Source organism: Pantoea sp. SGAir0175, from assembly GCF_043547855.1.
Window position 1 is genome coordinate 633,587 of sequence record NZ_CP028081.1, and the last position, 24,239, is coordinate 657,825.

19 protein-coding genes are annotated in these 24,239 nt (G+C 59.2%); 7 read left to right on the top strand and 12 right to left on the bottom strand.

The window, feature by feature from the left end:
- Positions 1-47 precede the first annotated feature (47 nt).
- Together C1N56_RS02940 and C1N56_RS02945 are read left to right on the top strand one after the other, a co-directional pair.
- On the top strand, positions 48-2,138 hold the full coding sequence (locus C1N56_RS02940; protein ID WP_058757218.1) for a putative bifunctional diguanylate cyclase/phosphodiesterase: 2,091 nt from the start codon (positions 48-50) through the stop codon (positions 2,136-2,138).
- Between the two features lie 255 nt (positions 2,139-2,393).
- Complete coding sequence (locus C1N56_RS02945) at positions 2,394-3,824, top strand: aminotransferase-like domain-containing protein (RefSeq protein ID WP_394517100.1); 1,431 nt, start codon at positions 2,394-2,396, stop codon at positions 3,822-3,824.
- Between the two features lie 12 nt (positions 3,825-3,836).
- On the opposite strand, the gene C1N56_RS02950 is transcribed toward C1N56_RS02945, so the two are convergent.
- From C1N56_RS02950 to pepA, 4 genes are all read right to left on the bottom strand, one after another.
- Positions 3,837-4,343, bottom strand: a complete 507-nt coding sequence (locus C1N56_RS02950; protein ID WP_370586218.1) for a GNAT family N-acetyltransferase — start codon at positions 4,341-4,343, stop codon at positions 3,837-3,839.
- A gap of 63 nt (positions 4,344-4,406) precedes the next feature.
- Positions 4,407-7,262: a valine--tRNA ligase gene (locus C1N56_RS02955; protein WP_058757216.1), complete on the bottom strand. Its 2,856-nt coding sequence runs from the start codon at positions 7,260-7,262 to the stop codon at positions 4,407-4,409.
- A 5-nt stretch (positions 7,263-7,267) separates the two neighbouring features.
- On the bottom strand, positions 7,268-7,726 hold the full coding sequence (locus C1N56_RS02960; RefSeq protein WP_021506718.1) for a DNA polymerase III subunit chi: 459 nt from the start codon (positions 7,724-7,726) through the stop codon (positions 7,268-7,270).
- Between the two features lie 311 nt (positions 7,727-8,037).
- Positions 8,038-9,549 (bottom strand): leucyl aminopeptidase, encoded by a 1,512-nt coding sequence (gene pepA, locus C1N56_RS02965; protein ID WP_021506719.1) that lies wholly within the window; start codon positions 9,547-9,549, stop codon positions 8,038-8,040.
- Between the two features lie 267 nt (positions 9,550-9,816).
- Here pepA and lptF point away from each other — a divergent pair, with 267 nt between their 5' ends.
- Positions 9,817-10,917: an LPS export ABC transporter permease LptF gene (gene lptF, locus C1N56_RS02970; RefSeq protein WP_031279533.1), complete on the top strand. Its 1,101-nt coding sequence runs from the start codon at positions 9,817-9,819 to the stop codon at positions 10,915-10,917.
- Positions 10,917-11,993 (top strand): LPS export ABC transporter permease LptG, encoded by a 1,077-nt coding sequence (lptG, locus tag C1N56_RS02975; RefSeq protein WP_021506721.1) that lies wholly within the window; start codon positions 10,917-10,919, stop codon positions 11,991-11,993. Before lptF ends, lptG begins: the two co-directional genes overlap by 1 nt.
- Before the next feature lie 115 nt (positions 11,994-12,108).
- On the opposite strand, the gene C1N56_RS02980 is transcribed toward lptG, so the two are convergent.
- The 3 genes from C1N56_RS02980 to C1N56_RS02990 form a co-directional block, all read right to left on the bottom strand.
- A complete protein-coding gene (locus C1N56_RS02980; protein ID WP_058781930.1) occupies positions 12,109-13,386 on the bottom strand; it encodes a DUF445 domain-containing protein in 1,278 nt (425 codons plus the stop codon).
- A 23-nt stretch (positions 13,387-13,409) separates the two neighbouring features.
- A complete protein-coding gene (locus C1N56_RS02985; protein ID WP_058757213.1) occupies positions 13,410-14,912 on the bottom strand; it encodes a helicase HerA-like C-terminal domain-containing protein in 1,503 nt (500 codons plus the stop codon).
- 170 nt (positions 14,913-15,082) lie between these two features.
- Positions 15,083-16,657, bottom strand: a complete 1,575-nt coding sequence (locus tag C1N56_RS02990) for an ABC transporter substrate-binding protein (protein WP_394517101.1) — start codon at positions 16,655-16,657, stop codon at positions 15,083-15,085.
- Between the two features lie 525 nt (positions 16,658-17,182).
- Here C1N56_RS02990 and C1N56_RS02995 point away from each other — a divergent pair.
- Genes C1N56_RS02995 through C1N56_RS03005 form a run of 3 tightly spaced genes read left to right on the top strand, consistent with a single transcriptional unit; the run spans position 17,183 to position 20,971 of the window.
- The gene (locus tag C1N56_RS02995) at positions 17,183-17,914 is read left to right on the top strand and encodes a gluconate 2-dehydrogenase subunit 3 family protein (RefSeq protein ID WP_394517102.1); all 732 of its coding nucleotides are present in this window, start codon (positions 17,183-17,185) and stop codon (positions 17,912-17,914) included.
- A 32-nt stretch (positions 17,915-17,946) separates the two neighbouring features.
- Positions 17,947-19,716, top strand: a complete 1,770-nt coding sequence (locus C1N56_RS03000) for a GMC family oxidoreductase (RefSeq protein ID WP_021506726.1) — start codon at positions 17,947-17,949, stop codon at positions 19,714-19,716.
- Between the two features lie 4 nt (positions 19,717-19,720).
- The gene (locus tag C1N56_RS03005; protein WP_394517103.1) at positions 19,721-20,971 is read left to right on the top strand and encodes a c-type cytochrome; all 1,251 of its coding nucleotides are present in this window, start codon (positions 19,721-19,723) and stop codon (positions 20,969-20,971) included.
- A gap of 112 nt (positions 20,972-21,083) precedes the next feature.
- Here C1N56_RS03005 and C1N56_RS03010 read toward each other — a convergent pair whose 3' ends face one another.
- The 5 genes from C1N56_RS03010 to C1N56_RS03030 all read right to left on the bottom strand — a co-directional run bounded on the left by C1N56_RS03010 (position 21,084) and on the right by C1N56_RS03030 (position 24,208).
- Positions 21,084-21,761, bottom strand: coding sequence for a MarC family NAAT transporter (locus tag C1N56_RS03010; RefSeq protein ID WP_021506728.1), 678 nt, complete (start codon positions 21,759-21,761; stop codon positions 21,084-21,086).
- A gap of 181 nt (positions 21,762-21,942) precedes the next feature.
- On the bottom strand, positions 21,943-22,578 hold the full coding sequence (locus tag C1N56_RS03015; protein ID WP_021506729.1) for a hypothetical protein: 636 nt from the start codon (positions 22,576-22,578) through the stop codon (positions 21,943-21,945).
- Positions 22,579-22,673: 95 nt separating this feature from the next.
- Positions 22,674-23,153, bottom strand: a complete 480-nt coding sequence (locus tag C1N56_RS03020; RefSeq protein ID WP_021506730.1) for a carboxymuconolactone decarboxylase family protein — start codon at positions 23,151-23,153, stop codon at positions 22,674-22,676.
- Positions 23,154-23,165: 12 nt separating this feature from the next.
- Positions 23,166-23,771 carry an FMN-dependent NADH-azoreductase gene (locus C1N56_RS03025; RefSeq protein ID WP_136547163.1) on the bottom strand — a complete coding sequence of 202 codons (606 nt, stop codon included), beginning with the start codon at positions 23,769-23,771 and terminating at the stop codon, positions 23,166-23,168.
- 11 nt (positions 23,772-23,782) lie between these two features.
- The gene (locus C1N56_RS03030; RefSeq protein ID WP_059011143.1) at positions 23,783-24,208 is read right to left on the bottom strand and encodes a GNAT family N-acetyltransferase; all 426 of its coding nucleotides are present in this window, start codon (positions 24,206-24,208) and stop codon (positions 23,783-23,785) included.
- Positions 24,209-24,239: the final 31 nt, after the last annotated feature.

Here is a 24,239-nt window from a genome sequence, read left to right on the forward strand (position 1 = left end):
CAACACCACAGCTGACTTAACGCAGCTTTTTTATATGGGAAATCACTATGTTAGTGACTTCGTACGATGCGTTTACCGTTCTCGTTTCGATACTGGTAGCGATGCTGGCCTCGTTTACCGCGCTGGATATGGCGGGGCGCGTCGCTTCCTCGACCGGCCGGGTGGCGCTGGTCTGGCTGTTGGGCGGCGGTTTCGCCATGGGCGTGGGCATCTGGGCCATGCACTTTATCGGCATGCTGTCGATGAGCCTGGATATGGTGATGAGCTACGATCCGCTGCTCACCGCCGCCTCAATGGTGGTGGCGATTCTTGCCTCCATCTTTGCCCTGTGGCTGGTGTGCTCGTCCGGCGACTTGCCGTGGCGACGACTGCTGGGCGGCGCGCTGGTACTGGGTTCCGGCGTGGTGGCGATGCACTACACCGGCATGGCGGCGCTGATGTTTGAGCCGGGCATCAGCTGGAACTGGGGCTGGATTGCGGTTTCGGTGCTGATTGCGCTGGTGGCTTCCGGTGCCGCGCTGTGGCTGGCGTTCAACCTGCGCGAAGGGCATGGCCGCGTCACGCTACTGCGCGTCGGGGCGGCCGTGGTGATGGGCTGCGCCATTGCCGGCATGCACTATACCGGCATGGCGGCGGCGAACTTCCCGATGCACAGTCACGCCACGCATCACGGCGTGAACAGCGACTGGCTGGCGATGCTGGTCACGGTAGTGACGCTGGCGATCCTCGGCATTACGCTGCTGGTTTCGATGCTCGACGCGCGTATGCAGGCGCGCACCTCGATCCTCGCGCGCTCGCTGGCAGAGGCCAACCGCGAGCTGGCGCAGCTGGCGCTGCACGATAACCTGACGCGACTGCCGAACCGCATCCTGCTGGAGGATCGCCTCGAGCAGGCGATCAACAAGGCCAACCGCGAGCGCTCGCAGTTTGCGCTGATGTTTATGGATCTCGACGGTTTCAAAGCGGTCAACGATGCCTTTGGTCACCACGTCGGCGATAACCTGCTGATTGCGGTAACCGAACGCATGACCGACCAGATGAAAGGGCACTACACGCTGGCGCGACTGGGCGGTGACGAGTTCGTGCTGCTGATTGAGATCGGCGATCCCAACGATGCCGCAGCGGTGGCGGATGCGCTGGTAAAAGCCGTGGATCGCCCGTTTAGCGTGTCACGCTACGAGCTGATGGTGTCGCTGAGTATCGGCATCGCCGTTTATCCCGGTGATGGCAAGGACGAGCGCGAGCTGATGTTTAACGCCGACGCCGCGATGTATCACACCAAGAACAACGGCCGCAACGGCTACAACTTCTTCCAGCCGTCCATGAACACGCTGGCGCAGTCGCAGCTGCAGCTTAATAACGATCTGTGGCAGGCGCTGGATAGCAACGAGCTGCGTCTGTTCTATCAGCCTAAGTACTGCGCGCCGAGCGGGCCGATCATTGGCTTCGAAGCGCTGCTGCGCTGGCAGCACCCGACGCGCGGCCTGCTGACGCCGGACAAGTTTTTGCCGATTGCCGAGAAGACCGGCATGATCATTAATATCGGCAACTGGGTGATCAACGAGGCTTGCCGCCAGTTGCACATCTGGCACCAGCAGGGCCATCCGCACTGGTCGGTGGCGGTGAACCTCTCTGCCTTACAGTTTGAGCAGTGCAACCTGGTCGACACCGTGACGCAGGCGCTGGAACAGCACCAGATCCCGGCGGAGCTGCTGACGCTGGAAGTCACCGAAACCACCGCGATGCGCGATCCGGAAGAGAGCGTGCGCATCCTCACCGAGCTAACCAGCATGGGGGTAAAAGCCTCGATTGATGACTTCGGCACCGGCTACTCCAGCCTGCTGTATCTCAAGCGCTTACCGGCCAGCGAGCTGAAAATCGACCGCGCTTTTGTTAACGAGCTGCAGGCGAAATCGGAAGACGCAACCATCGTCTCCGCCATCGTCGCACTGGCGCAGTCGCTGGATCTCAAAGTGGTGGCCGAAGGCGTGGAAACCCAGGATCAGCAGGCGTTCCTCACCGGGCTCGGCTGCGACACCCTGCAGGGCTTCCTGCTGGGCAAACCGCTGCCGCCAGAGCGCATCAGCGAGCTGCCGGACTTTGTGAAGGACAAACCCGCAGCGCTGACGGTGGAGTAGGGGCATAGCGGTACATCATTCCCCCTATCCCACGTGCGCGCTGTGTGTCTTTTCTCCCTCTCCCGCGTGCGGGAGAGGGCCGGGGTGAGGGCCAGACCGCACCCAACCCAACAAAAAGTCGCAGCATCCCCGACACCTTCGCTCAGCTTCCAGTCGTACGGTGCAACATTAGTTCTGAATGTCTCTGAGGACGCGATATCCTCTCCGAATCAATCCATGTAAACTGGCGCGCGACATTTCCGCAGCGGAGGCGCCATGGCCAAATACCAGCAGCTGGTAGATCAGCTACGTACGCAAATCGAAGCACGCATCTGGCCGCCGGGTGAAAAGCTGCCGTCGCTGCGCCAGCAGGCGGAGCAGAGCGGGTTGAGCCTGATGACGGTGATGCACGCTTACGAAGTGCTGGAGAGCCAGGGCTGGATTGTGTCGAAGCCGCAGTCGGGCTACTACGTGGCACCGCGCGCGGCGGAGAGCCGTCCGCGTTTGCCAACCCAGGCAATCGCTAAAACCGATCAGGCCGATACCAACAGCTTCGTGTTTGATGTGCTGCAGGCGACGCGCGATCCGGCCATCATGCCGTTTGGTTCTGCTTTCCCCGATCCGGAACTGTTTCCCCAGCGCCAGCTGATGCGCTCGCTGGTGAAGGTCTCGCACAATCTTAAACCCACCGATGCCCTGAATAATCTGCCGCCCGGTAATGAAGCGCTGCGAAAAATCCTCGCCCAGCGTTATGCGCAGCAGGGCATTACGCTGTCGCCGGATGACATTGTCATTACCAACGGTGCGATGGAAGCGCTGAACCTCAGCCTGCAGGCGGTGACCGAACCGGGCGACTGGGTGGTGATTGAGAACCCTTCCTTCTATGGCGCGTTGCAGGCGATTGAACGGCTTAAGCTGAACGCGATTGCTATCGCCAGCGATGTGGAGCAGGGCATCGATCTGGATGAGCTGGAGCAGGCGCTGCAGCGCTGGCCGGTGAAAGCCTGCTGGCTGATGACCAACCGGCAGAATCCGCTCGGCTTCACGCTCAGCGCCGGGCGCAAACAGCAGCTGGTGGCACTGCTGACGCGTTATCAGGTGGCGATGATAGAGGACGACGTCTACAGCGACCTGTATCACGGCCACGATAAGCCGTTGCCGGCCAGAGCGTTCGACCGCGAGGGTTACGTGCTGCACTGCGGCAGCTTTTCGAAAAATCTGGTGGCGGGATTTCGCGTGGGCTGGGTCGCGGCGGGGCGCTACGCGCAGCGCGTGCAGCGCATTCAGATGATGAGTACGCTCTCGACCAGCGCGCCGATGCAGCTGGCGCTGGCGGATTTTCTCAGCACCCGCAGCTACGATACGCATCTGAAAAAGCTGCGCCAGACGCTGGCGAAGCGCAAACAGCTGGCACAGCAGGCGCTGCGCCGCGTGCTGCCCGCCGAGGCGCACATCAGCGATACGCCCGGAGGCTACTTTTTGTGGATTAGCTTGCCGGAGCAGATCAACGCCACGCAGCTGTATCACCTGGCGCTGCAGCAGGGCATCAGTATTGCGCCAGGCCAGCTGTTTTCCAGCAGCGAGAGTTTTAGCCACTGCTTCCGCTTCAACACTGCCTGGCCGTGGGATGCACGCGCTGAGGCGGCGGTAGAGACGCTGGGGGCGTTGATTGGTCAGCTGGCGCAGGGCGTTGCGGCAGAGAAGTGAGCGGTTTTTCCCTCACAACACCCGCAGCATTCTCACTTCGCAATCCACGTGGCCGGTACAGCCCATCGCGTCCGCAATCTGTTCAAAGCCCAGCGATTGGTAGAGCTTAATGGCGCGCGTCAGGCTGCCGGTGGTCTCCAGGTAGCAGCGCCGGAACCCGCGCTGGCGGGCAAAATCCATTGCGCGCAGCGCCAGTTCGCGCGCTAAACCCAGCCCGCGCACCGACGGCAGGAAATACATCTTCTGCAACTCACAGATATCCGGTGCGCTGCAGGCGAGCGGTGCCACGCCGCCGCCGCCGACCACCTGACCTTCATGCTCCACGATCCAGTAAGCGCTGTCCGCCGCACTGTACAGCTCAAACAACCGATCGAGCTGCGGGTCGGACACGGTATAACCTTTATCCGCCGTCAGGCCGAACTCGGCGGAGACATCGCGGATCACCTGCGCAATCCGCGGATTATCGGCGGCGACAATCGGGCGCACCTGCAGGTTAAGTGGCGTGGCGGTGGTCATCATAATCTTCCGATAGAAAAAAGCCGGGCAGTGCCCGGCTTCGATTAAGCGTCAGGACTGAAGCGCTTACAATGCCGCAATCACGCCCTGCTGTTCAATCAGTTTTGCTTTTGATTGCTCCAGCTCGGCTACGCGCTCGCGCTCTTTCGCCACCACCGCTTCCGGTGCGCGCGATACAAAGCCTTCGTTAGCCAGTTTGGTCTGAATCTTCTCGATCTCAACATCCAGCTTCACCAGCTCTTTCGCCAGACGCTCCAGCTCGGCTTCCTTGTTGACCAAGTCTGCCATCGGGATCAGCAGCTCTGCGCCATCAACAATCTTGGTCACCGAGACCGGACCTTTCTCGCCGGCTGGCAGAATGGTCAGGCTCTCCAGACGCGCCAGGCGCGACAGGAAGTTGCGGTTCTCTTCAACACGACGCTGCGCCGCCGGCGAGCAGTCGCGCAGCAGCACGTCGAGCGGCTTGCTCGGCGCGATGTTCATTTCGGCACGGATATTACGCACCGCCACAATCGCCTGCTTCATCCACTCGATATCGGCCTTCGCTTCCGCGTCTTCCTTCGCCGCGTCATACTGCGGGAACGGCTGCAGCATGATGGTATCGTGGTCGATGTTCTTCAGCACTTTCACGCGCTGCCAGATGGTCTCGGTAATGAACGGGATGATCGGATGCGCCAGGCGCAGCAACGCTTCCAGCACCGTCACCAGCGTGTTGCGCGTGCCGCGCAGCTCCGCTTCGCTGCCGCTGTTCATCACCGGCTTGGTCAGCTCCAGATACCAGTCACAGAACTGGTTCCAGGTGAAGTCGTACAGAATGTTGGCAGCGATATCAAAGCGATAGCTATCCAGCGCTTCACGGTACGCTTTCACGGTGCTGTTGAATTCCGTCAGGATCCAGCGATCCGCCAGTGACAGCTTCAGCTCGCCGCCGTTCTGGCCGCAATCCTGATCTTCGGTGTTCATCAGCACGAAGCGGCTGGCGTTCCACAGCTTGTTACAGAAGTTGCGGTAGCCTTCCAGGCGCTTCATATCCCAGTTGATGTCACGACCGGTGGACGCCAGCGCGGCGAGGGTGAAGCGCAGCGCATCGGTGCCGGAAGGCACGATACCGTCCGGGAACTGCTTCTCGGTGCGTTTGCGAATCTTCTCAGCCAGCTGCGGCTGCATCATGTTGCCGGTGCGTTTCTCCAGCAGATCTTCCAGCGAAATGCCGTCTACCATATCCAGCGGATCGATGACGTTGCCTTTCGACTTGGACATCTTCTGGCCTTCTTCATCGCGGATTAAACCAGTCATGTAAACGGTTTTAAACGGTACCTGTGGCTTGCCGTTTTCATCTTTGATGAAGTGCATGGTCAGCATGATCATGCGCGCAATCCAGAAGAAGATGATGTCGAAGCCGCTCACCAGCACGCTGGTAGGATGGAAGGTGCGCAGCGCTTCGGTATTCTCCGGCCAGCCCAGCGTAGAGAATGTCCACAGGCCGGAAGAGAACCAGGTATCAAGCACGTCGTCATCCTGGCGCAGCGTCACGTCGGCGGCCAGATTATTTTCCTGACGCACTTCTTCTTCGCTGCGGCCAACATAGACGTTACCGTTGTTGTCGTACCAGGCCGGAATACGGTGGCCCCACCACAGCTGTCGCGAAATGCACCAGTCCTGGATGTCGCGCATCCACGAGAAGTACATGTTTTCATACTGCTTCGGCACAAACTGGATATCGCCGTTTTCTACCGCTTCCACCGCGACTTTCGCCAGCGGTGCCGTGCGTACGTACCACTGATCGGTCAGCATCGGCTCGATCACCACGCCGCCGCGGTCGCCGTAGGGTACCGTCAGATCGTGTGGTTTGATTTCGTCGAGCAGGCCGAGCTCGTCAACGGCGGCGACAATCGCTTTACGCGCGGCGAAACGCTCCATCTTCTGAAACTGCGGCGGAATTTCATCGGAACAGGCATCGCTGACTTCACCGTTGGTGTCGAACACTTCCGCACGCTCGCGGATGTCGCCATCAAAGGTCAGGATGTTGATCATCGGCAGCTTGTGACGACGGCCCACTTCGTAGTCGTTGAAGTCGTGCGCCGGGGTGATCTTCACGCAGCCGGTGCCTTTCTCCATATCGGCGTGTTCGTCGCCGACGATCGGAATACGACGGTTCACCAGCGGCAGGATCACCTCTTTGCCGATCAGATCTTTATAACGTGGATCTTCCGGGTTGACCGCCACGCCGGTATCGCCCAGCAGGGTTTCCGGACGGGTGGTGGCCACCACCAGGTAATCTTTGCCTTCGGCAGTTTTCACGCCGTCCGCCAGCGGATAGCGAATGTGCCACATTGAGCCTTTGCTCTCGCGGTTTTCCACTTCGAGATCAGAGATCGCCGTGCGCAGTTTCGGGTCCCAGTTCACCAGGCGCTTGCCACGGTAAATCAGGTTTTCTTTGTACAGACGGACGAAGACTTCTTTCACCGCGTTGGACAGGCCTTCATCCATGGTGAAGCGCTCGCGCTCCCAGTCAACCGAGTTGCCAAGGCGACGCATCTGGCGGGTGATGGTGCCGCCGGATTCAGCCTTCCACTGCCAGATTTTTTCGATAAAGGCGTCACGACCGTAATCCTGACGCGTTTTGCCCTCTTCAGCGGCGATCTTGCGCTCAACCACCATCTGCGTGGCGATACCGGCGTGGTCCGTACCTGCCTGCCACAGGGTGTTTTTACCCTGCATGCGCTGGTAGCGGATCATGGTATCCATGATGGTTTGCTGGAAGGCGTGACCCATATGCAAGCTACCGGTGACGTTCGGCGGCGGGATCATGATGCAAAAGCTTTCCTGGCTGGTATCGCCATTCGGTTTGAAGTAGCCCTGCTGTTCCCAGTGCTCGTAGAGCGGCTGCTCGATATCTTGCGGGTTATATGTCTTTTCCATATCTGCTATGTCGTTTGCGGCGGGGGTGGCGTCGCCGTATTCAATTGGAAACCAACGCTGCGATACGCTTTATAGCGGTCGCGCGCCAGTTGTTTCAGGGATTCTTCATAAGGTACGAAGTCTATCACTTCATGGAAACCGGTAGCAAAATCTGCGAACTGCGGCAGCAGGCTGATCAGCAGATCGCGCGGCGCACTGCCGCGTCGCTGCGGCCATGCCAGCTCAACCGGCGCGCCGTAGCGCGGGCCTTCGCCGGCCAGGTTGTGCGGCACAAAGGCGTTGGCCGGACGCTGCCACAGTGCTTCATCCAGCCGATTGGCCTGCTGTTCATCTTCGCAGGCAATCAGGATGCGCTTACCGTCTCGCCAGCGGCTGGCGGCCAAATCGCACACCAGCGCTTCGATGGCGCTTAAGCCGTCGCTGGCGCTTTCAGACTCCATGACGAAGAAGGTGGCGTTTTTCATGGCAGGTTATTTCCATCAATGACAGTGGGGCGCATTGTGCGACAGTAAGATTGCGGCGTCCAATAATAAGGTCGCCATCAATGGCGACCTTACAAACCGTGCGGCTGATAATCAGGTCGCCATAAATGGCGACCCTACACCCGTAGGGTGCGCATTCATGCGCACCGTATCAATGGCCGCAGGGTATTTAACGCATTCATGCGCACCGTATCAATGGCCGCACGGCGTCAAACGCATTCATGCGCACCGTTCCAATGGCCGCACGCTGTCAAACGCATTCATACGTACCGTTGCAGCATTCGCCCCGGCTCTTAATCGTCGCCGTTCAGGCCAGCGCGGTTCAGCAGGAACTGCGACAGCAGCGGCACCGGACGGCCGGTCGCGCCTTTGGCTTTGCCGGAGCGCCAGGCGGTGCCGGCGATATCCAGGTGCGCCCAGTTAAACTTGCGCGCAAAGCGTGCCAGGAAGCAGGCGGCGGTAATTGCGCCGCCCGGACGGCCACCGATGTTAGCCATATCGGCAAAGTTGGATTCCAGCTGCTCCTGATACTCATCGGCCATCGGCAGACGCCACGCGCGGTCGCCCGACTGCTCTGACGCGCTGATCAGCTCGTGCGCCAGCGGATTGTGGTTCGACATCAACCCGCTGACGTGATGGCCCAGCGCGATCACGCAGGCACCAGTCAGGGTAGCGACGTCAATCACCACTTCCGGATCGAAGCGCTCAACGTAGGTCAGCGCATCGCACAGCACCAGGCGGCCCTCGGCATCGGTATTCAGCACTTCAACCGTCTGGCCGGACATGGTGGTCAGCACGTCGCCCGGACGCATCGCGCGCCCGTCCGGCATGTTCTCACAGCCCACCAGCACGCCGACCACATTCAGCGGCAGATTCAGCTCCGCCACCATGCGCATCACGCCGTACACCGACGCCGCGCCGCACATGTCATATTTCATCTCATCCATCGCCTCGGCAGGCTTGATGGAGATGCCGCCGGAGTCAAAGGTCAGCCCTTTGCCCACCAGCACGATAGGGCGCGCATCGGCGTCGCTGCTGCCTTTGTACTCAATCACCGACATCAGCGACTCGTTGTGCGAACCGGCACCGACCGCCAGATAGGCGTTCATGCCCAGCTCTTTCATCTGCTGTTCGCCAATCACGCGGGTGGTAACGTTTTTGCTGTACGCATCGGCCAGCTGACGTGCCTGCGACGCCAGATACGCGGCGTTACAAATATTCGGCGGCATATTGCTCAGGTCTTTCGCCGCTTTGACGCCGGCGGCAACGGCCAGACCGTGCTGAATAGCGCGCTCACCGCTGGTCAGCTCACGGCGGGTCGGCACGTTGAACACCAGCTTGCGCAGCGGACGGCGCGGCTCAACTTTGTTGCTTTTCAGCTGGTCGAAGTTGTACAGCGCCTCTTTAGAGGTTTCTACCGCCTGGCGCACTTTCCAGTAGGTATTGCGCCCTTTAACGTGCAGCTCGGTCAGGAAGCACACCGCTTCCATCGATCCGGTGTCGTTCAGGGTATTGATGGTTTTCTGAATCACCTGTTTGTACTGGCGCTCATCCAGCTCGCGCTCTTTACCACAGCCGATCAGCAGGATACGTTCGGACAGGATATTTGGCACATGGTGCAGCAGCAGCGTCTGACCCACTTTGCCCTCCAGCTCACCGCGGCGCAGCAGCGCACTGATGTAGCCATCGCTGATCTTATCCAGCTGCTCGGCAATCGGTGACAGACGACGCGGTTCGAAAACGCCAACCACAATGCAGGCGCTGCGCTGTTTTTCCGGGCTACCGCTTTTTACACTGAACTCCATGCACTCTCCTGAATCTTAAAGACAACGGCCTTAGCTGTCGTTAGAATGTAGCGCGTTCGTAACCCATTAATTTGTTGCGACGCCATGACAATTTAACGCCGGCGGCCATAATGAGTGGGGTGACAATGTGTTGTTTTTTCACCACCCTAACGCGTTCGTCATACTATTTTAGCTACCATGACGGCCATTGATGAAGAAAAATGGCTGATAAGCGTTGAAACTAGCGATTTTCCTGCAAAAAGACAAGTTTTCACAGGCGTACTAAGCGTGATCATCATTAGATATCTGGTTCGGGAAACGCTCAAAAGCCAGCTGGCTATCCTGTTCATCCTGCTACTTATCTTCTTTTGCCAGAAGTTAGTCAGGATTTTGGGTGCGGCGGTGGATGGCGAAATCCCAACAAATCTGGTTCTGACATTGTTAGGACTTGGCGTGCCTGAAATGGCACAACTTATCCTGCCCCTAAGCTTGTTTCTGGCGATTTTAATGACCCTTGGGCGGCTGTACACCGAAAGTGAAATTACGGTGATGCACGCCTGCGGGCTGGGTAAAGGCGTCCTGATTAAAGCGGCGATGATCCTGATGCTGTTCACCTCGCTGGTGGCGGCGGTCAACGTGATCTGGCTTGGCCCGTGGTCCTCGCGCTATCAGGATGAAGTGACACAAAATGCCAAAGCCAACCCGGGAGCGGCTGCGCTGGCGGCGGGGCAGTTCCAGACCTCCAGCGACGGCAATACCGTGCTGTTCGTCGAAGACGTGAAAGGCAACAAGTTCGGCAGCGTGTTCCTGGCGCAGCTGCGACCGAAGGGCAATGCACGGCCATCGGTGGTGCTGGCCGACAGCGGTCACATGGAGCAGCACAAAGATGGCTCGCAGACCGTGACGCTGGACAAAGGCACACGCTTTGAAGGCACGGCGCTGCTGCGTGACTTCCGTATTACCGACTTCGTCAATTATCAGGCGCTGGTGGGGTACAAAGAGGCGGTGCTCGATCCTAACGATGCCGATCAGGCCGATATCAGCACGCTGATAAAAACCAAAACGCCGCAGTTCCAGGCGGAGCTGCACTGGCGTCTGACGCTGGTGTTCGCTGTGCTGGTGATGGCACTGATGGTGGTGCCGCTCAGCGTGGTTAACCCGCGCCAGGGCCGCGTGCTGTCGATGCTGCCGGCAATGCTGCTCTACCTGATCTTCTTCCTGCTGCAGAGCTCGCTGCGCTCCAACGCGGCGAAAGGTCGGTTTGATCCGGCGATCTGGATGTGGGTGGTCAACCTGGCGTATCTGGCGCTGGCGGTCGCGCTCAACGTGTGGGATACCGTACCGATGCGCCGCTTCCGCGCGCGCTTTAGCCGTGGAGGATCCGTGTGATGTTTAAGGTCCTTGACCGCTATATCGGCAAAACCATCTTCAACACCATCATGATGACGCTGTTCATGCTGGTGTCGCTGTCGGGCATCATTAAGTTCGTCGATCAGCTGCGTAAAACCGGGCAGGGCGCGTATACCGCGCTGGATGCCGGTTACTACACGCTGCTCAGCGTGCCGAAAGATATCGAGATCTTCTTCCCGATGGCGGCGCTGCTGGGCGCGCTGCTGGGGCTGGGCACGCTGGCGCAGCGCAGCGAACTGGTGGTGATGCAGGCCTCCGGCTTTACCCGTCTGCAGGTGGCGCTGGCGGTAATGAAAACCGCGATTCCGCTGGTGCTGCTGACCATGGCGGTGGGCGAATTTGTCGCCCCGCAGGGCGAGCAGATGGCGCGTAACTACCGGGCGCAGCAGCTGTATGGCGGCTCGCTGGTATCGACGCAAAACGGCCTGTGGGCGAAAGACGGCAACGACTTTATCTACATTGAGCGCATTAAAGGCGACAACGAGATCGACGGCGTCAGTATCTATCGCTTTACCGACCAGCGGCGTCTGCTGAGCGTGCGCTATGCTGCCACCGCGGTCTGGAATAAAGATCGCAAACTGTGGGAGCTGTCGCAGGTGGATGAGTCGGACCTGAAAGATCCGAAGCAGATTACCGGTTCACAGAGCCTGAGCGGCGAATGGAAAACCAATCTGACGCCAGACAAGCTGGGCGTGGTGGCGCTGGACCCGGACGCGCTGTCGATCAGCGGTCTGTATAACTACAGCAAATATCTCAAACAGAGCGGCCAGGAATCCGGGCGCTACCTGCTGAATATGTGGGGCAAAATCTTCCAGCCGCTGTCGGTGGCGGTGATGATGCTGATGGCGCTGTCGTTTATCTTTGGTCCGCTGCGAAGCGTATCGATGGGCGTGCGCGTGGTCACCGGCATCAGCTTTGGCTTCCTGTTCTACGTGCTGGATCAGATCTTCGGGCCACTGAGTCTGGTGTACGGTTTACCGCCGGTGCTGGGCGCGATTCTGCCGAGCGGCGCATTCTTTGCCATCAGTTTGTACCTGTTGCTGAAGCGGCGGTAGTGATAGTTGCAGGGGCGCGATTCAGGACGCCCCTGTCATTCCCGCACCGTTACCGTAGGGTCGCCATTCATGGCGACCTTTTTTATACATGGCGACCAGGTCGATGCCCGCACCGTTAGCGCAACGTCTGCAGCCAACCCGGCAGCTGCGACAGCAAAAACAGCACCAGACCAATGGTACCGCCCACCAGCGTGCCGTTGATGCGGATAAACTGCAAATCACGACCAATGTTCAGCTCAATCTGTTGCGACATCTCGCGCGCATCCCAGCTCTTCACCGTATCGCTGATGTGACGGGTGAGAAACGCCGCGAACTCCGGCGCGACGCTGCGTGCAGCGTCTTCCAGATGCTGATTCATTGAGGCGCGCAGTGCTTCATCGGCGGCGAGCGTTTCGCCCAGCCACAGCGCCGCCAGCCGCACCCGCTCCTGCACGCGCGAATCGTCACTGTTGAGGTCGCTCTTCAGCCAGCGGCGCAGGTCCTGCCACAGCTCGCCGATATAACGGTTAAACGACTCATCCTCTTTCAGCCAGTGTTTGATGGTCTCAGCCCGTTCGGCCATCTCCGGATCGCTTTTCAGTCGCTCTATCAGGCGCTGTACCGCGCGGTTAAAACCGAGGCGGAATTCGTGGCCCTGGTCGCGCGCCACTTCATCCAGAATCGAATCCACCGCGTTGGCGACCAGCTCGGCGCTGTGTTCGCCCAGCCATTCGGTCGGCAGTACTTTGGCTTTGATCGGATGTTCGCGTTTCAGCCAGCGCACAATCTGCAGCGCGATAAACTCGCGCGTGCCGGGTTTGTGCAGCAGACGCAGCAGCTGTTGCACCGCAGCGTCCAGCAGCTCCTGATGGCGATTGTTTTTGGTCAGGCTGTCCAGCAGCAGCGCGCTGGACTGGGTCAGATCGACCTTATCCAGTGCGCGATGCACCGCGCGGCGCAAAAAGCGCTGAATACGCTGATCGTCAGTAAGATCGAGGAAACCGCGCATCACCTGCAGCAGGTGGCGACCAATGCGATCGGCGTTGCCCGGCGTGTTGAGCCACTGCGCCAGCAGCTGTGACGGATCGTGGCGGCGAATCAGTGCCAGCAGCGAATCGGTATCGAGAAACTTCTCCTGCACGAAGCGGCCAAGATTCTCGCCGATGCGATCTTTGTTGCGTGGAATGATTGCCGTATGGCGCGAGATGAACGGTACCGGCACGCGACGAAACAGCGCCACCACCGCAAACCAGTCGGCCAGCGCGCCGACCATCGCCGCTTCGGCAATCGCCTTCAGCCCCAGCACCCAGAACGTGGGCGGCAGAAACAGCGTCACGACAAAGGTCGCGGCGGCAATCAGCAGCAGCGACAGGGCCAGACGCTTGCTCCGTTTTAATTGTTGATATTTATCCATACCACGATCATAGCAGAGGGCGATTAACGGCGGCGTCCACCGAGCAGACTGCCCAGCACGCCGCGGATGATCTGATTGGTCACCTGGCGCGCCGCGCTTTTCGCCACGCTCTGTACCACGCCGTCGCGCTTGCCGCCGCGCGGCCCGGTGCTGCCGAACAGAATCTCTTTCAGCCCGCCCAGAATGCCGTCATCCACCGCCACGCTATTGCCTTTGCTGGGCGGCGCATCGGCCTGCTGCGGCGCGGCCTGCACGCCTTGCTGTAACATTTCGAACGCCGATTCGCGATCGACGGCACTGTCGTATTTGCCGTACAGCGGCGAATGGTTGATCAGGCTGTTGCGTTCATCAGGAGTGGCCGGCCCCATGCGCGAGCCCGGCGCGATCACCATGGCGCGCTGCACCATCGACGGACTGCCTTTCTCATCGAGGAAGGAGATCAGCGCCTCGCCGGTGCCCAGCGCCTGAATCGCCTCCACGGTATTAAACGCCGGGTTGGCGCGCATCGTTTCGGCTGCGCTTTTCACCGCTTTCTGGTCTTTCGGCGTGAAGGCACGCAGCGCATGCTGCACGCGGTTACCCAACTGACCGAGCACATTATCCGGAATGTCCGCCGGATTCTGCGTGACAAAGTACACGCCAACGCCTTTCGAGCGAATCAGGCGAATCACCTGTTCCACTTTTTCCAGCAGCACCGGCGGCGCGTCGTTAAACAGCAGATGCGCTTCGTCAAAGAAGAACACCATCTTTGGTTTTTCCAGATCGCCGGCTTCCGGCAGCTGTTCATACAGTTCCGCCAGCAGCCACAGCAGGCTGGTGGCGTAGAGTTTCGGCTGCTGATAAAGCTTTTCCGCTGCCAGGATATTGATGAAGCCTTTGCCATCAGCGTCGCAGCGCATCCAGTCACGGATATCCAGCATTGGCTCGCCAAAGAAGTGTTCAGCCCCTTGCTGCTCCAGCGCCAGCAGGCCGCGCTGAATGGCGCCCACCGAGGCGCTGCTGATATTGCCGTACTGTGTCTGAAATGCTTTAGCGTTGTCACCGATGTATTGCGTCATGGCGCGCAAATCTTTGAAGTCCAGCAGTAGCAGGCCCTGATCGTCGGCGATACGGAAGATAATTTGCAGCACGCCGGACTGCACCTCGTTGAGGCTGAGCAGTCGCGCCAGCAGCAGCGGGCCGAGATCGGACACCGTTGCGCGCACCGGATGGCCCTGCTGGCCGAAAATATCCCACAGCATCACCGGATTTTTCTGCGCCTGCCAGTCGGTGACGCCAATCTTCGCCAGCCGCGCCAGCAGCTTTTCCGAGCCGTCGCCTGCGGCCGCAATGCCGGAAAGATCGCCTTTGACATCGGCCATAAACACCGGCACGCCGATGGCGGAGAAGGATTCTGCCAGCTTTTGCAGCGTCACGGTTTTTCCGGTGCCGGTCGCGCCGGTTATCAGTCCGTGACGGTTAGCCATGGCGGGCAGCAGATGCAGTTGAAGGTCAGGCGTCTGGGCGATCAGCAGTGGGGTAGTCATGATGGTTGCGCTCTCCGGCATTGCGTAATGACTCAAAGAATAGCAAGCGGTGCGCGGGAGAGAGAGGGATATTTGGGTGAAAAATAAAGGGAGTTACGGTTGCTGCCCGCGCGATCGGCCCTTCACCCGCAGGCGGGAGAAGGCTGGAATGAGGGGCAGCGCGCACCAACCTACTTCTTCTCTACCGCATCGAAAAACAGCAGGCTCACGCCGATGCCCTGCTGCACGTGGCTGACGTTATTGCGCACCGCCACCTGCTGCGCGCCCTGCAGCATCACCACGAACGGCGAATCCTGCTGTACGCGCTGTTGCAGCGCGGTATACAGCGCGCGACGCTGGCTGGCGTCGCTCTCACCGGCTGCGGTGCGCGTCTGCGCGCTCAGCTCAGGAATCTCCCAGCCGACGCGCCACGCCAGCGTTTTCGAGCCGCCCGGCACGTTATAAGCAAAGGCGCTGGCGTTGGTATTCGGATCCACATAGTCGGCGCCCCAGTAAATAAAGATCGACTGGAAATCACGGCTGCGCATTTTGCTCCACAGTTCCGATTCCGCCACCGGCTGCAGCTCAATCTGCACGTCGGCTTTGGCAAAGCTGGCCTGCAGCGCCTGCGCCACGTCGATGTACGGCGGCTGATTGATCACCGTCAGCGAGAATTTGCTGCCGGGCCTGATACCGCCCTGCGCCAGAATCGCTTTGGCTTTGGCCACATCGTAATGGAACGGCTGATTCTCCAGCGCGCCATCAAAGCCCTGCGGCAGGAAGCTCTGGTGAATACGGTACTGGCCTTTCAGCAGATCGCGTGAAATGGCGTTGTAATCCACCAGCCAGCGCGCCGCCTGCCACAGCGCCGGATTACCCAGCGCTGGCTGCGCTTTGTTTTGCGTATTAAACGCCAGGTAATAGACCAGGCTCGACGGGAAGGCTTCAATGCGCAACTGCTTGTCGTTTTTCAGCGCATCGATCTGGTCCGGGCCCAGCTGGTACGCCACATCGACATCGCCCTGTTGAATCAGCAGGCGGCGTGCACCAGCATCGGCCACGCCTTTTAGCAGGATGCGTTTCAGCTGCGGCTGCGAGCTGGCGTGCGGATTTGCGCTCAGCACCAGCGCCTGCTGCGGCACATATTGCTGGATGCTGAATGCGCCGCTGCCCGCGGAGTGAGTGTGCAGCCAGCCGTTGCCGCTGTCGTTGGCGATGATGTGCTGCTGCACGGTTTTGCTGTCCACCACCGAGGCCACCGGCGCGGTCAGCAGGCGCAGCGCCAGATCCTGACCAATTTGCGCCGGCCACTGAATCTCCAGCTGATGATCGTTCACAACCCGCAGCTGGCTGGCGATGTTGTCCGCCGTCCAGCCAAACTCAGCGAGAATAAACGACGGGGCTTTATTGAGCTGCACCGCGCGCGTCAGCGAAAACACCACGTCCTGCGCGGTCACCGGGTTACCGCTGACGAAATGCGCATCCGGTTTCAGATTGAACACCAGGCTGTGCGGCGTGCTGCCGGGCTGCCATGAGGTGGCGAGCAGCGGCGCGAGTTTTTGTGGCGCATCGCGATCGGCCTCTACCAGCGTCTGATAAATGTTGCGCTGCACGCTGTTACTGACGGTCTCAAAACTTTCTGCCGGGTCGAAGCTGATAATGCCGTCGAGCGGCACGGCCACCACCAGCGTGTCTTTTGGCGTGGCGGCCTGCAGGGCAAAGGCGCTGCTGAATAAGGTGAAGAACAATAAGAGTGCTCGCATCATGATTATCCTGAGTAATTGATGCGACGACTTTATCGCTGTCGCGCTGCTGGCTAAATGCCGGTTTGTTCTGAGCTGTGCCGGAAATAACAATTAATACCGGCAATTAACTAATCGGTTATTTTGTGCGCGCGCTGTCATATTCAGGAAATAAACCGCTCAGACGTTGCGCATTGAGCCAATAAGCGGTTATTGATAAGAATAAGCTCTGGTATGGAAGTGTGATTTTTTCTGATTAATTAAGCTGAGCGACTATTTCTCACGCCGATTTGTTTCAGTCATTTGCCCAATCTCTGGCGCTAATCTCCTGGCATTTGTACGGTTAAAAGCGCAATTACCGCTGCGAAAGCGCGCCCACAGCGCGTGGCGACTTTTCTTCAGGTTGATGGTTCCTCATCAAAACACATTTCTAATTTAATTCTTACATCCTGAAATATCTGTATCCATAAGATTGCCAGCTTGTTTGCCGATTTATAAATCTATTAACAAAAATAATTCCCTTTCTTAGCAAGTGAGAGTCGTCGCGCCATGCTTTTAGAAAAACCAACCACCAGACGTAAGTTTTTACTTGGGTCGTTGCTGGCTTTGCCATTAAGCGACCTGGTTTTAAAAGGACTGACTGCAGCCCAGGCTGCGGAAATGGCAGCACCGGACCTTGCCGACTATAAACCGATCTTTTTTAGCGCTGAGGAGTGGCAATTTATTCTGGCCGCGACCGATCGCCTGATCCCTGCCGGTGGCAACGGCAAAGCGCCGGGTGCGCTGGAAACCAACGTGCCGATCTTCATTGACCAGCAGCTGCACAGCCCGGAGTTCGGCGCAGAGATCTACCTGCAGGGGCCGTTTGACGTGCACGCGCCCGCCACCATGGGCTATCAGATTCCGTTCACGCCGCAGCAGATGTATCGCACCGGCATCAAACTGGTGGAGCAGTGGACGCAGAGCACCTACCACAAAGCGTTCTCGCAGCTGACGCTGGCGGAGAAAGACGCGGTGCTGACCAGAGTGAATAAAAACGACGGTATCGACTTCGCCGCGCTGGGCGAACCGAACCTGAAAGCCTCGCAGTTCTTCAGCCAGCTGCTTTCCGATACCAAACACGGCTACCTCGCTGACCCGATGTACGGCGGCAACAAAGGCATGAAAGCCTGGATCGCCATCGGCTTCCCGGGGGCACGCGCCAGCTTCACCGAGTGGGTGAAGCAGCACAACGTGCCGTATCCGCTCGGACCGGTCAGCCTGATGGGCGAACGCGCCTGAATCCCCGTATTTGGTATGTGAGACAGAAAAACATGGCACAGATTACAAAGAAAGAAGTCGACGTCGTGGTGTGCGGCCTCGGCTGGGCCGGCTCGCTGATGAGTATTGAACTGGCAATGGCCGGACTGGACGTGCGCGCCCTTGAGCGCGGTGGCGAGCGCGACTACCCGGATTTCGCTTACCCGAAACCGGCCGATGAGTACGCCTATAACGTGCGCAACAAAGTGTTCGCCACGCCAAAAGAAGTGGCGGTCACCGTGCGTTACAACATGGACCAGACGGCGCTGCCAACCCGCAAATGGGGCGCATTTGCTCCGGGTACCGGCGTCGGCGGCGCGGGCATGCACTGGACGGCGGTACTGATTCGCCCCACGCCCACCGATATCAAACTGAAAACCTACGTCGATCAGGCCTATAAGCCCGGCATCCTGCAGGATGACATGCGCGTGATGGACTTCCCGTTCACCTGGGATGAGATCGAGCCGTATTTCTACAAGTTTGAGCTGATTTGCGGCCAGTCGGGCACCACCGGCAACCTGCGCGGGCAAATTCTGGAAGGCGGCGACCCGTTTGAAGGCCCGCGTTCTGAGCCGTATCCGCTGCCGGCGCTGGACGATACGCTGAATAACGTGATGTTCAAAGAGGCAGCAAAGAAGCTGGGCTATCATCCGTTCCCGAACCCGTCAGCCTGCGTCTCACGCGCGTGGAAAAACCCGTACGGCAATCAGATCGCTCCCTGCAACTACTGCGGCTACTGCTCGAAATATCCGTGCCTGAACTACTCAAAAGCCTCGCCGCAGACGGCGGTGATGGATGCGCTGAAGCGCATGCCGAACTTCTCGTATGAAGTGCACGCGGAAGTGTACAAAGTGGTGCTGCACGACGACGGCAAAACCGCGAAAGGCGTGCTCTATTTTGACGCTGACGGCAACGAAGTGTTCCAGCCGGCGAAGATTGTGGTGCTCTCCAGCTTCCAGCTGTACAACGTGCGCCTGATGCTGCTGTCCGGCATCGGCAAGCCCTACAACCCAATCACCGAAGAGGGCGTCGTCGGGCGTAACTATGCGTTTCTCTCCAACGGCGGCGCCACGCTGTTCTTCAAAGACAAAAACTTCAACGCCTTCGCCACCGCTGGCGCGACCGGTCAGATGTTTAATGACATCTCGCCCGGCAACTTCGACGGTCCGGGACTCGGCTTCCTCGGCGGCGCCAAAATCCACAGTTCGCAGGCAACCGGTACGCCGATTGGCACCGCGCTGCCGAAAGGCACACCGAGCTGGGGCATGGGGTACAAAGAGGGGCTGGAGCAGTGGTACAACCATTCGATGAAGATCAGTATTACCACCACCTGCCAGTCGTACCGCGATATTTATCTGGATCTGGATCCGCACTACACCGACCATCGCGGTCAGCCGCTGCTGCGCATGACCTTTAACTGGAAACAGAACGAGCTCAAGCTGCAGCAGCACCTGAAAGGCATCGTTGGCGACATCGCCAAAGAGCTGAATCCGGACAGCATGAGCATGAGCTTCCTGCCGATGGGCGCTGACTTTGACCTGACCAAATACGTCTCTACCCACAACGTGGGCGGCGCGGTGATGGGTGACAACCCGAAAACCTCGGCGCTGAACAAGTACCTGCAAAGCTGGGATGTGCACAACGTGTTTGTGCCGGGCGGTAACGCTTTCCCGCAGAACTTCCAGGCGAACCCGACCGACACCATCGGCGCGATTACCCTGATGGCGGCGCAGGCTATCAAAGAGCACTATTTGCAGAATCCCGGCCCACTGGTACAGGCATAAGCACATGAAATTAAAATCATTGTTAATCGCTCACGCGGTGCTGCTGGGAAGCTGTGCGGTGCAGGCGCAGGCAGCAGATGACGCATCATTGATTAAAAAGGGCGAGTACCTGGCGCGCCTTGGCGACTGTATGGCGTGCCATACCGTGGCCGGCAAAGCGGATTACGCCGGCGGACTGGCGATTGATTCGAACCTCGGCACCATTTACTCCACCAACATCACGCCGGATAAACAGCACGGCATCGGCAACTACAGCGAGCAGCAGTTCTCGGACGCGGTGCGCAAAGGCGTGCTGCCGGACGGCTCGCGCCTTTACCCGGCGATGCCGTACCCGGATTACGCCAAAATCAGCGATGAAGACCTGCACGCGCTGTACGTCTACTTCATGCAGGGCGTGAAGCCGGACAGCGAACAGCCGCCGGAAACAAAGCTGAGTTTCCCGTTCAGCCAGCGCTGGGGCATGCGTTTCTGGAACTGGGCGTTTACTTCGGACAAACCGTTCCAGCCGATTGGCGGCGCGTCAGCGGAGGTTAATCGCGGTGCTTACATCGTGGAAAGCCTCGGCCACTGCGGCAGCTGCCACACGCCGCGCGGCCTCGGCATGAACGAGAAGGCGCTGGACAGCAGCGACAATCGCTTCCTCGCCGGCGGCAGCCTGAATAACTGGGAGGTGCCGTCGCTGCGCGGTGTGCCACGCTGGAGCGAGCAGGAGATTGTCGATTATCTGCAAACCGGACGTAACGATAAAGCCGCGGTGGGCGGCGAGATGACGTCGGTGGTGGAGCACTCCAGCTCGCACATGACGGATGCCGATCTGCAAGCGATTGCCGCTTACCTGAAGTTCCTCGGTGGCAATCCGCCGCTGCAGGCGTACGACGTGCAGGCGCAGCAGAAGACCGAAGCGAAGCTGACGGCGGCGAAGAATCTGAGCGAAGGCGAGCGTCTGTATCTCGACAACTGCGGTGCCTGTCACTTTGTCACCGGCAAAGGCGCGCCGGGAATCTTCCCGGAGCTGGATCAGGCCACTATCGTCAATGCGCAGGACCCCAGCGGGTTGATTCACACCATTCTGGCCGGTGCGCAGCAGCCCTCAACGGAGAAAGCGCCGTCAACGCTGGCGATGCCGCCGTTTGCGTATCGTCTGACCGATGATGAAGTGGCGCAGCTGGCCACCTTTATTCGTCAGGGCTGGAGCAACCACGCGCCGGCAGTGACGAAAGAACAGGTGGCGGATGTGCGGAAAACGCTGCACTAAAACGTAGCAGCGCGACCTGTCGCGCTGTCCTGATGGCAATGCCCGGCGTCGCGTGATGTCGGGCATTGTGCGATGAATCGCACCGCTACCGTACGGTGCGATTTTTTATTGTTTAATGAAAGGTGTGCGCCACTTCCAGCACGCCGTTGATGACAAACTGCACGCCCATACACACCAGTAAAAACCCCATCAGGCGCGAAATCGCTTCGATGCCGCCTTTGCCGACCAGCTTCATGATGGCGCCGGAGCTGCGCAGCGAAATCCATAAAATCACCGCCACCGCCAGGAATGTCAGTACCGGCGCGATGGCTACCACCCACGCGGGGAAATCGACGCCGGCTTTCACCGTCGAGGCCGAACTGATGATCATCGCGATGGTGCCCGGCCCGGCGGTGCTCGGCATTGCCAGCGGCACAAAGGCGATATTCACCGTTTCGCGCGGATCGTCGCTGGCGTCGAGTTCATCCAGCTTGTGTTTGGCCTCCACCGAATGCCCGACCGGTTTGGCGGGGAACAGCATGCGAAAGCCGATAAAGGCGACGATCAGCCCGCCGGCCATGCGCAGACCGGGAATCGAGATACCAAAGGTGTGCAGCACTGCGTTACCGGCGTACCAGGCGACCATCATAATCAGGAACACGTAGATCGACGCCTGCAGCGCCTGGCGATTGCGTTCCTGAAAGTTCATGTCACCCGCGAGGCCGAGAAACAGCGCCACGGTGGTTAACGGGTTAGCAAGCGGCAAAATCACCACCAGGCCGAGCCCGATGGCTTTGAACAGTTCCAGCATGATTTATTCCCTGGTTAATATCAGGCGCGCAGCTGCCAGCGCAACGGTCGCCATGAATGGCGACCCTACAATATCCTGTGCACCGATTTTTTTCGTAGGGTGCGCATTCATGCGCACCGCCATGACCACGTAACGCAATGAAAATTCTGTAGGGTGCGCATTTATGCACACCTGGACAGCATCAATGCTTCGGCGTTTCCATTGCTTCCAGCAGCTCGGGGAAAAAATCTTCCAGCAAATCCGGCGTCATCAGCTCGGGGTAATGAATCAAATGCTCGCGAATGCGTTCATTCACGTCTGGCAGCAGGCGCTGGGCGGCGTCGCTGGCGCTGATTTTCTTCTGCTTCATCAGGCGCAGCACGTTATCCGGCAGGTTATCCTCATCTTCCTCACTCTCTACGCCTTCCAGATCGTCCAGCTCATCCAGCAACTCCATCAGCGCTTCAATCTGCGGCGTGCGTGACTGATACTCTGCCGGCTTCTCGTTCTCCAGATAGCGCAGCAGCGCGCGCACCGGCGAGCCGTCCGGCGTGGCGGGCGGTTCACTGGCGAACCAGCTGAGCAGCGCATGCTGACTCACCTGATGCACGTGATAACCGTTGTCCACCAGCTCATCGGCGAGGATATCGGCGGTGTCATGCTCAATCAGGCAAATGTGGGTGCGACCCGGCGTGAACTGCTCCAGCCACTGATAAATCTCCTCAATCACGCTGTCGGCGTAATGAAACGTCTGGCTGAGGTAGCTGTCATCCGGCTGGTGAACGCAGATGCGAATCAGGTCGGGATCGAAGTAAATCGCAATGTTGATGCCTTTCATGCGCGGTGTCCTGTGTGGTGCAAAACTTCACTATAGCGTCAGGGCGCGCAGAAAAACATGCTATCGCCAGCAGCCGCAGCCACTGACGATAAAAATTACCGCAAATCAGCACGATCCAGCCCGTAAGCGCTGTCGAGCGCGCCGGGTGCCATCTGCGACAGGATCATCAGCCGGTTCCAGGTATTGATCACCGCGATCTTAAAGGTCAGCTCGCTGATCTCCACCTCGGAGAAGTGCGCGCGCAGCTCGCCGTACAGCGCCTCGTCAACGCCATGCTCGCCAATGCGCGTCAGCGCTTCGGTCAGGGCAAAGGCGGTTTTCTCGCGCGCGCTGAACAGCGGCGATTCACGCCAGATCGCCACATGGTGCAGCCGCAGCTCGTGCTCGCCGTCAATCGCCGCCTGCTTGATGTGCATATCGAGGCAGAACGCGCAGTGGTTGAGCTGCGAGGCGCGGATATCCACCAGATGCCTGAGCGACTTCTCCAGCGACGCGCTGGCGACGCTATTCGACAGATCCGACATCGCTTTGGCCAGCGCCGGGGTGGTTTTGAAATGGTTAACGCGTTGAGTCATGATTTTCCTCCGTCAGAACAGACGTTCAATGGTTTCGAGTGCTTCGGGTAACGCGCGGGCACGGCTGAGCGGGTCGTGCGTGCCGTCGACGCGGATAAACTGCACATCGCTGATGCCAATGTACGCCAGCGCCGCGCGCACGTACGGCGTGAACTGGTCATCCTGCATAAAGGGCCCGTGGGCAAACACGCTGCCGCTGGCCATCACGCAGTAAACTTTTTTGCCGCTCACCAGCCCGACTTTGGTGCCTTCAGGCGTAAAGGCGAAGGTGCGGCCGGCGCGGGTAATATGGTCGAACCAGGCTTTCAATACCGACGGCAGCCCGAGGTTCCACATCGGCGATGAGATAACCAGGGTGTCGCAGGCAAACAACTGATCCACCCGCTGTTCCGATGTGCGAATGGCGTCACGCTGCGCTTCATCACGCACCTCCGGTGGGGTAAAAAAAGCCCTGATGGTGAAAGCATCGAGATGCGGCAGCGGCTGTTGCGCCAGATCCAGCACCGTCTCGTGCAGATCGTGATGGCGGCTGCGCAGCTTTTCGATCAGACGCGCCGAGGCGATGCGCGACGCCGATCCCGCCAGATCCGGGCTGACTTTAATGTGCAGCACATTCATGCAGTGGTTCCTCATACGATAGAGCGATAAAAATGCAGGCCGAGCGCCTGATAGCCGCAGCGCTGATAAAACGCCTGCGCCCGGGTATTACTGATTGCGGTATCCAGTACCATACGGTGGCATCCGTACTCCCGCGCCAGCACCGCTAAGCCGTCGAGCAGCGCGGCGCCGAAGCCCTGACCGCGCAGCGCGGGATCGCTCACCAGGTCATCGACGTAGCAGAAGCTGCCGTGGATAAAATTCTCCAGCAGGCGATAACCGGCCAGCACCGCTGGCTGTCCCTGATGTTCGATACCAGCGAGGCGATAACCCTGCGCCTGCTGACGCTGCGCCTGGGCGATAAACTGCGCCTCATCCGCCAGCCGCCCGCGCAGCGCACGCATCAGCGGATAGCAGCGCGCGAGTTGTTCTGCGGTGGCGTAATGCACAATTTTCATGGCTGTCATCCGTATTGCAGGGGGAATGCCT

Coding starts and splice junctions, on each gene's coding strand:
- C1N56_RS02940 (WP_058757218.1), top strand. CDS start 48: ATGTTAGTGACTTCGTACGATGCGTTTACCGTTCTCGTTTCGATACTG.
- C1N56_RS02945 (WP_394517100.1), top strand. CDS start 2,394: ATGGCCAAATACCAGCAGCTGGTAGATCAGCTACGTACGCAAATCGAA.
- C1N56_RS02950 (WP_370586218.1), bottom strand. CDS start 4,343: ATGATGACCACCGCCACGCCACTTAACCTGCAGGTGCGCCCGATTGTC.
- C1N56_RS02955 (WP_058757216.1), bottom strand. CDS start 7,262: ATGGAAAAGACATATAACCCGCAAGATATCGAGCAGCCGCTCTACGAG.
- C1N56_RS02960 (WP_021506718.1), bottom strand. CDS start 7,726: ATGAAAAACGCCACCTTCTTCGTCATGGAGTCTGAAAGCGCCAGCGAC.
- pepA (WP_021506719.1), bottom strand. CDS start 9,549: ATGGAGTTCAGTGTAAAAAGCGGTAGCCCGGAAAAACAGCGCAGCGCC.
- lptG (WP_021506721.1), top strand. CDS start 10,917: ATGTTTAAGGTCCTTGACCGCTATATCGGCAAAACCATCTTCAACACC.
- C1N56_RS02980 (WP_058781930.1), bottom strand. CDS start 13,386: ATGGATAAATATCAACAATTAAAACGGAGCAAGCGTCTGGCCCTGTCG.
- C1N56_RS02985 (WP_058757213.1), bottom strand. CDS start 14,912: ATGACTACCCCACTGCTGATCGCCCAGACGCCTGACCTTCAACTGCAT.
- C1N56_RS02990 (WP_394517101.1), bottom strand. CDS start 16,657: ATGATGCGAGCACTCTTATTGTTCTTCACCTTATTCAGCAGCGCCTTT.
- C1N56_RS02995 (WP_394517102.1), top strand. CDS start 17,183: ATGCTTTTAGAAAAACCAACCACCAGACGTAAGTTTTTACTTGGGTCG.
- C1N56_RS03000 (WP_021506726.1), top strand. CDS start 17,947: ATGGCACAGATTACAAAGAAAGAAGTCGACGTCGTGGTGTGCGGCCTC.
- C1N56_RS03005 (WP_394517103.1), top strand. CDS start 19,721: ATGAAATTAAAATCATTGTTAATCGCTCACGCGGTGCTGCTGGGAAGC.
- C1N56_RS03010 (WP_021506728.1), bottom strand. CDS start 21,761: ATGCTGGAACTGTTCAAAGCCATCGGGCTCGGCCTGGTGGTGATTTTG.
- C1N56_RS03015 (WP_021506729.1), bottom strand. CDS start 22,578: ATGAAAGGCATCAACATTGCGATTTACTTCGATCCCGACCTGATTCGC.
- C1N56_RS03020 (WP_021506730.1), bottom strand. CDS start 23,153: ATGACTCAACGCGTTAACCATTTCAAAACCACCCCGGCGCTGGCCAAA.
- C1N56_RS03025 (WP_136547163.1), bottom strand. CDS start 23,771: ATGAATGTGCTGCACATTAAAGTCAGCCCGGATCTGGCGGGATCGGCG.
- C1N56_RS03030 (WP_059011143.1), bottom strand. CDS start 24,208: ATGAAAATTGTGCATTACGCCACCGCAGAACAACTCGCGCGCTGCTAT.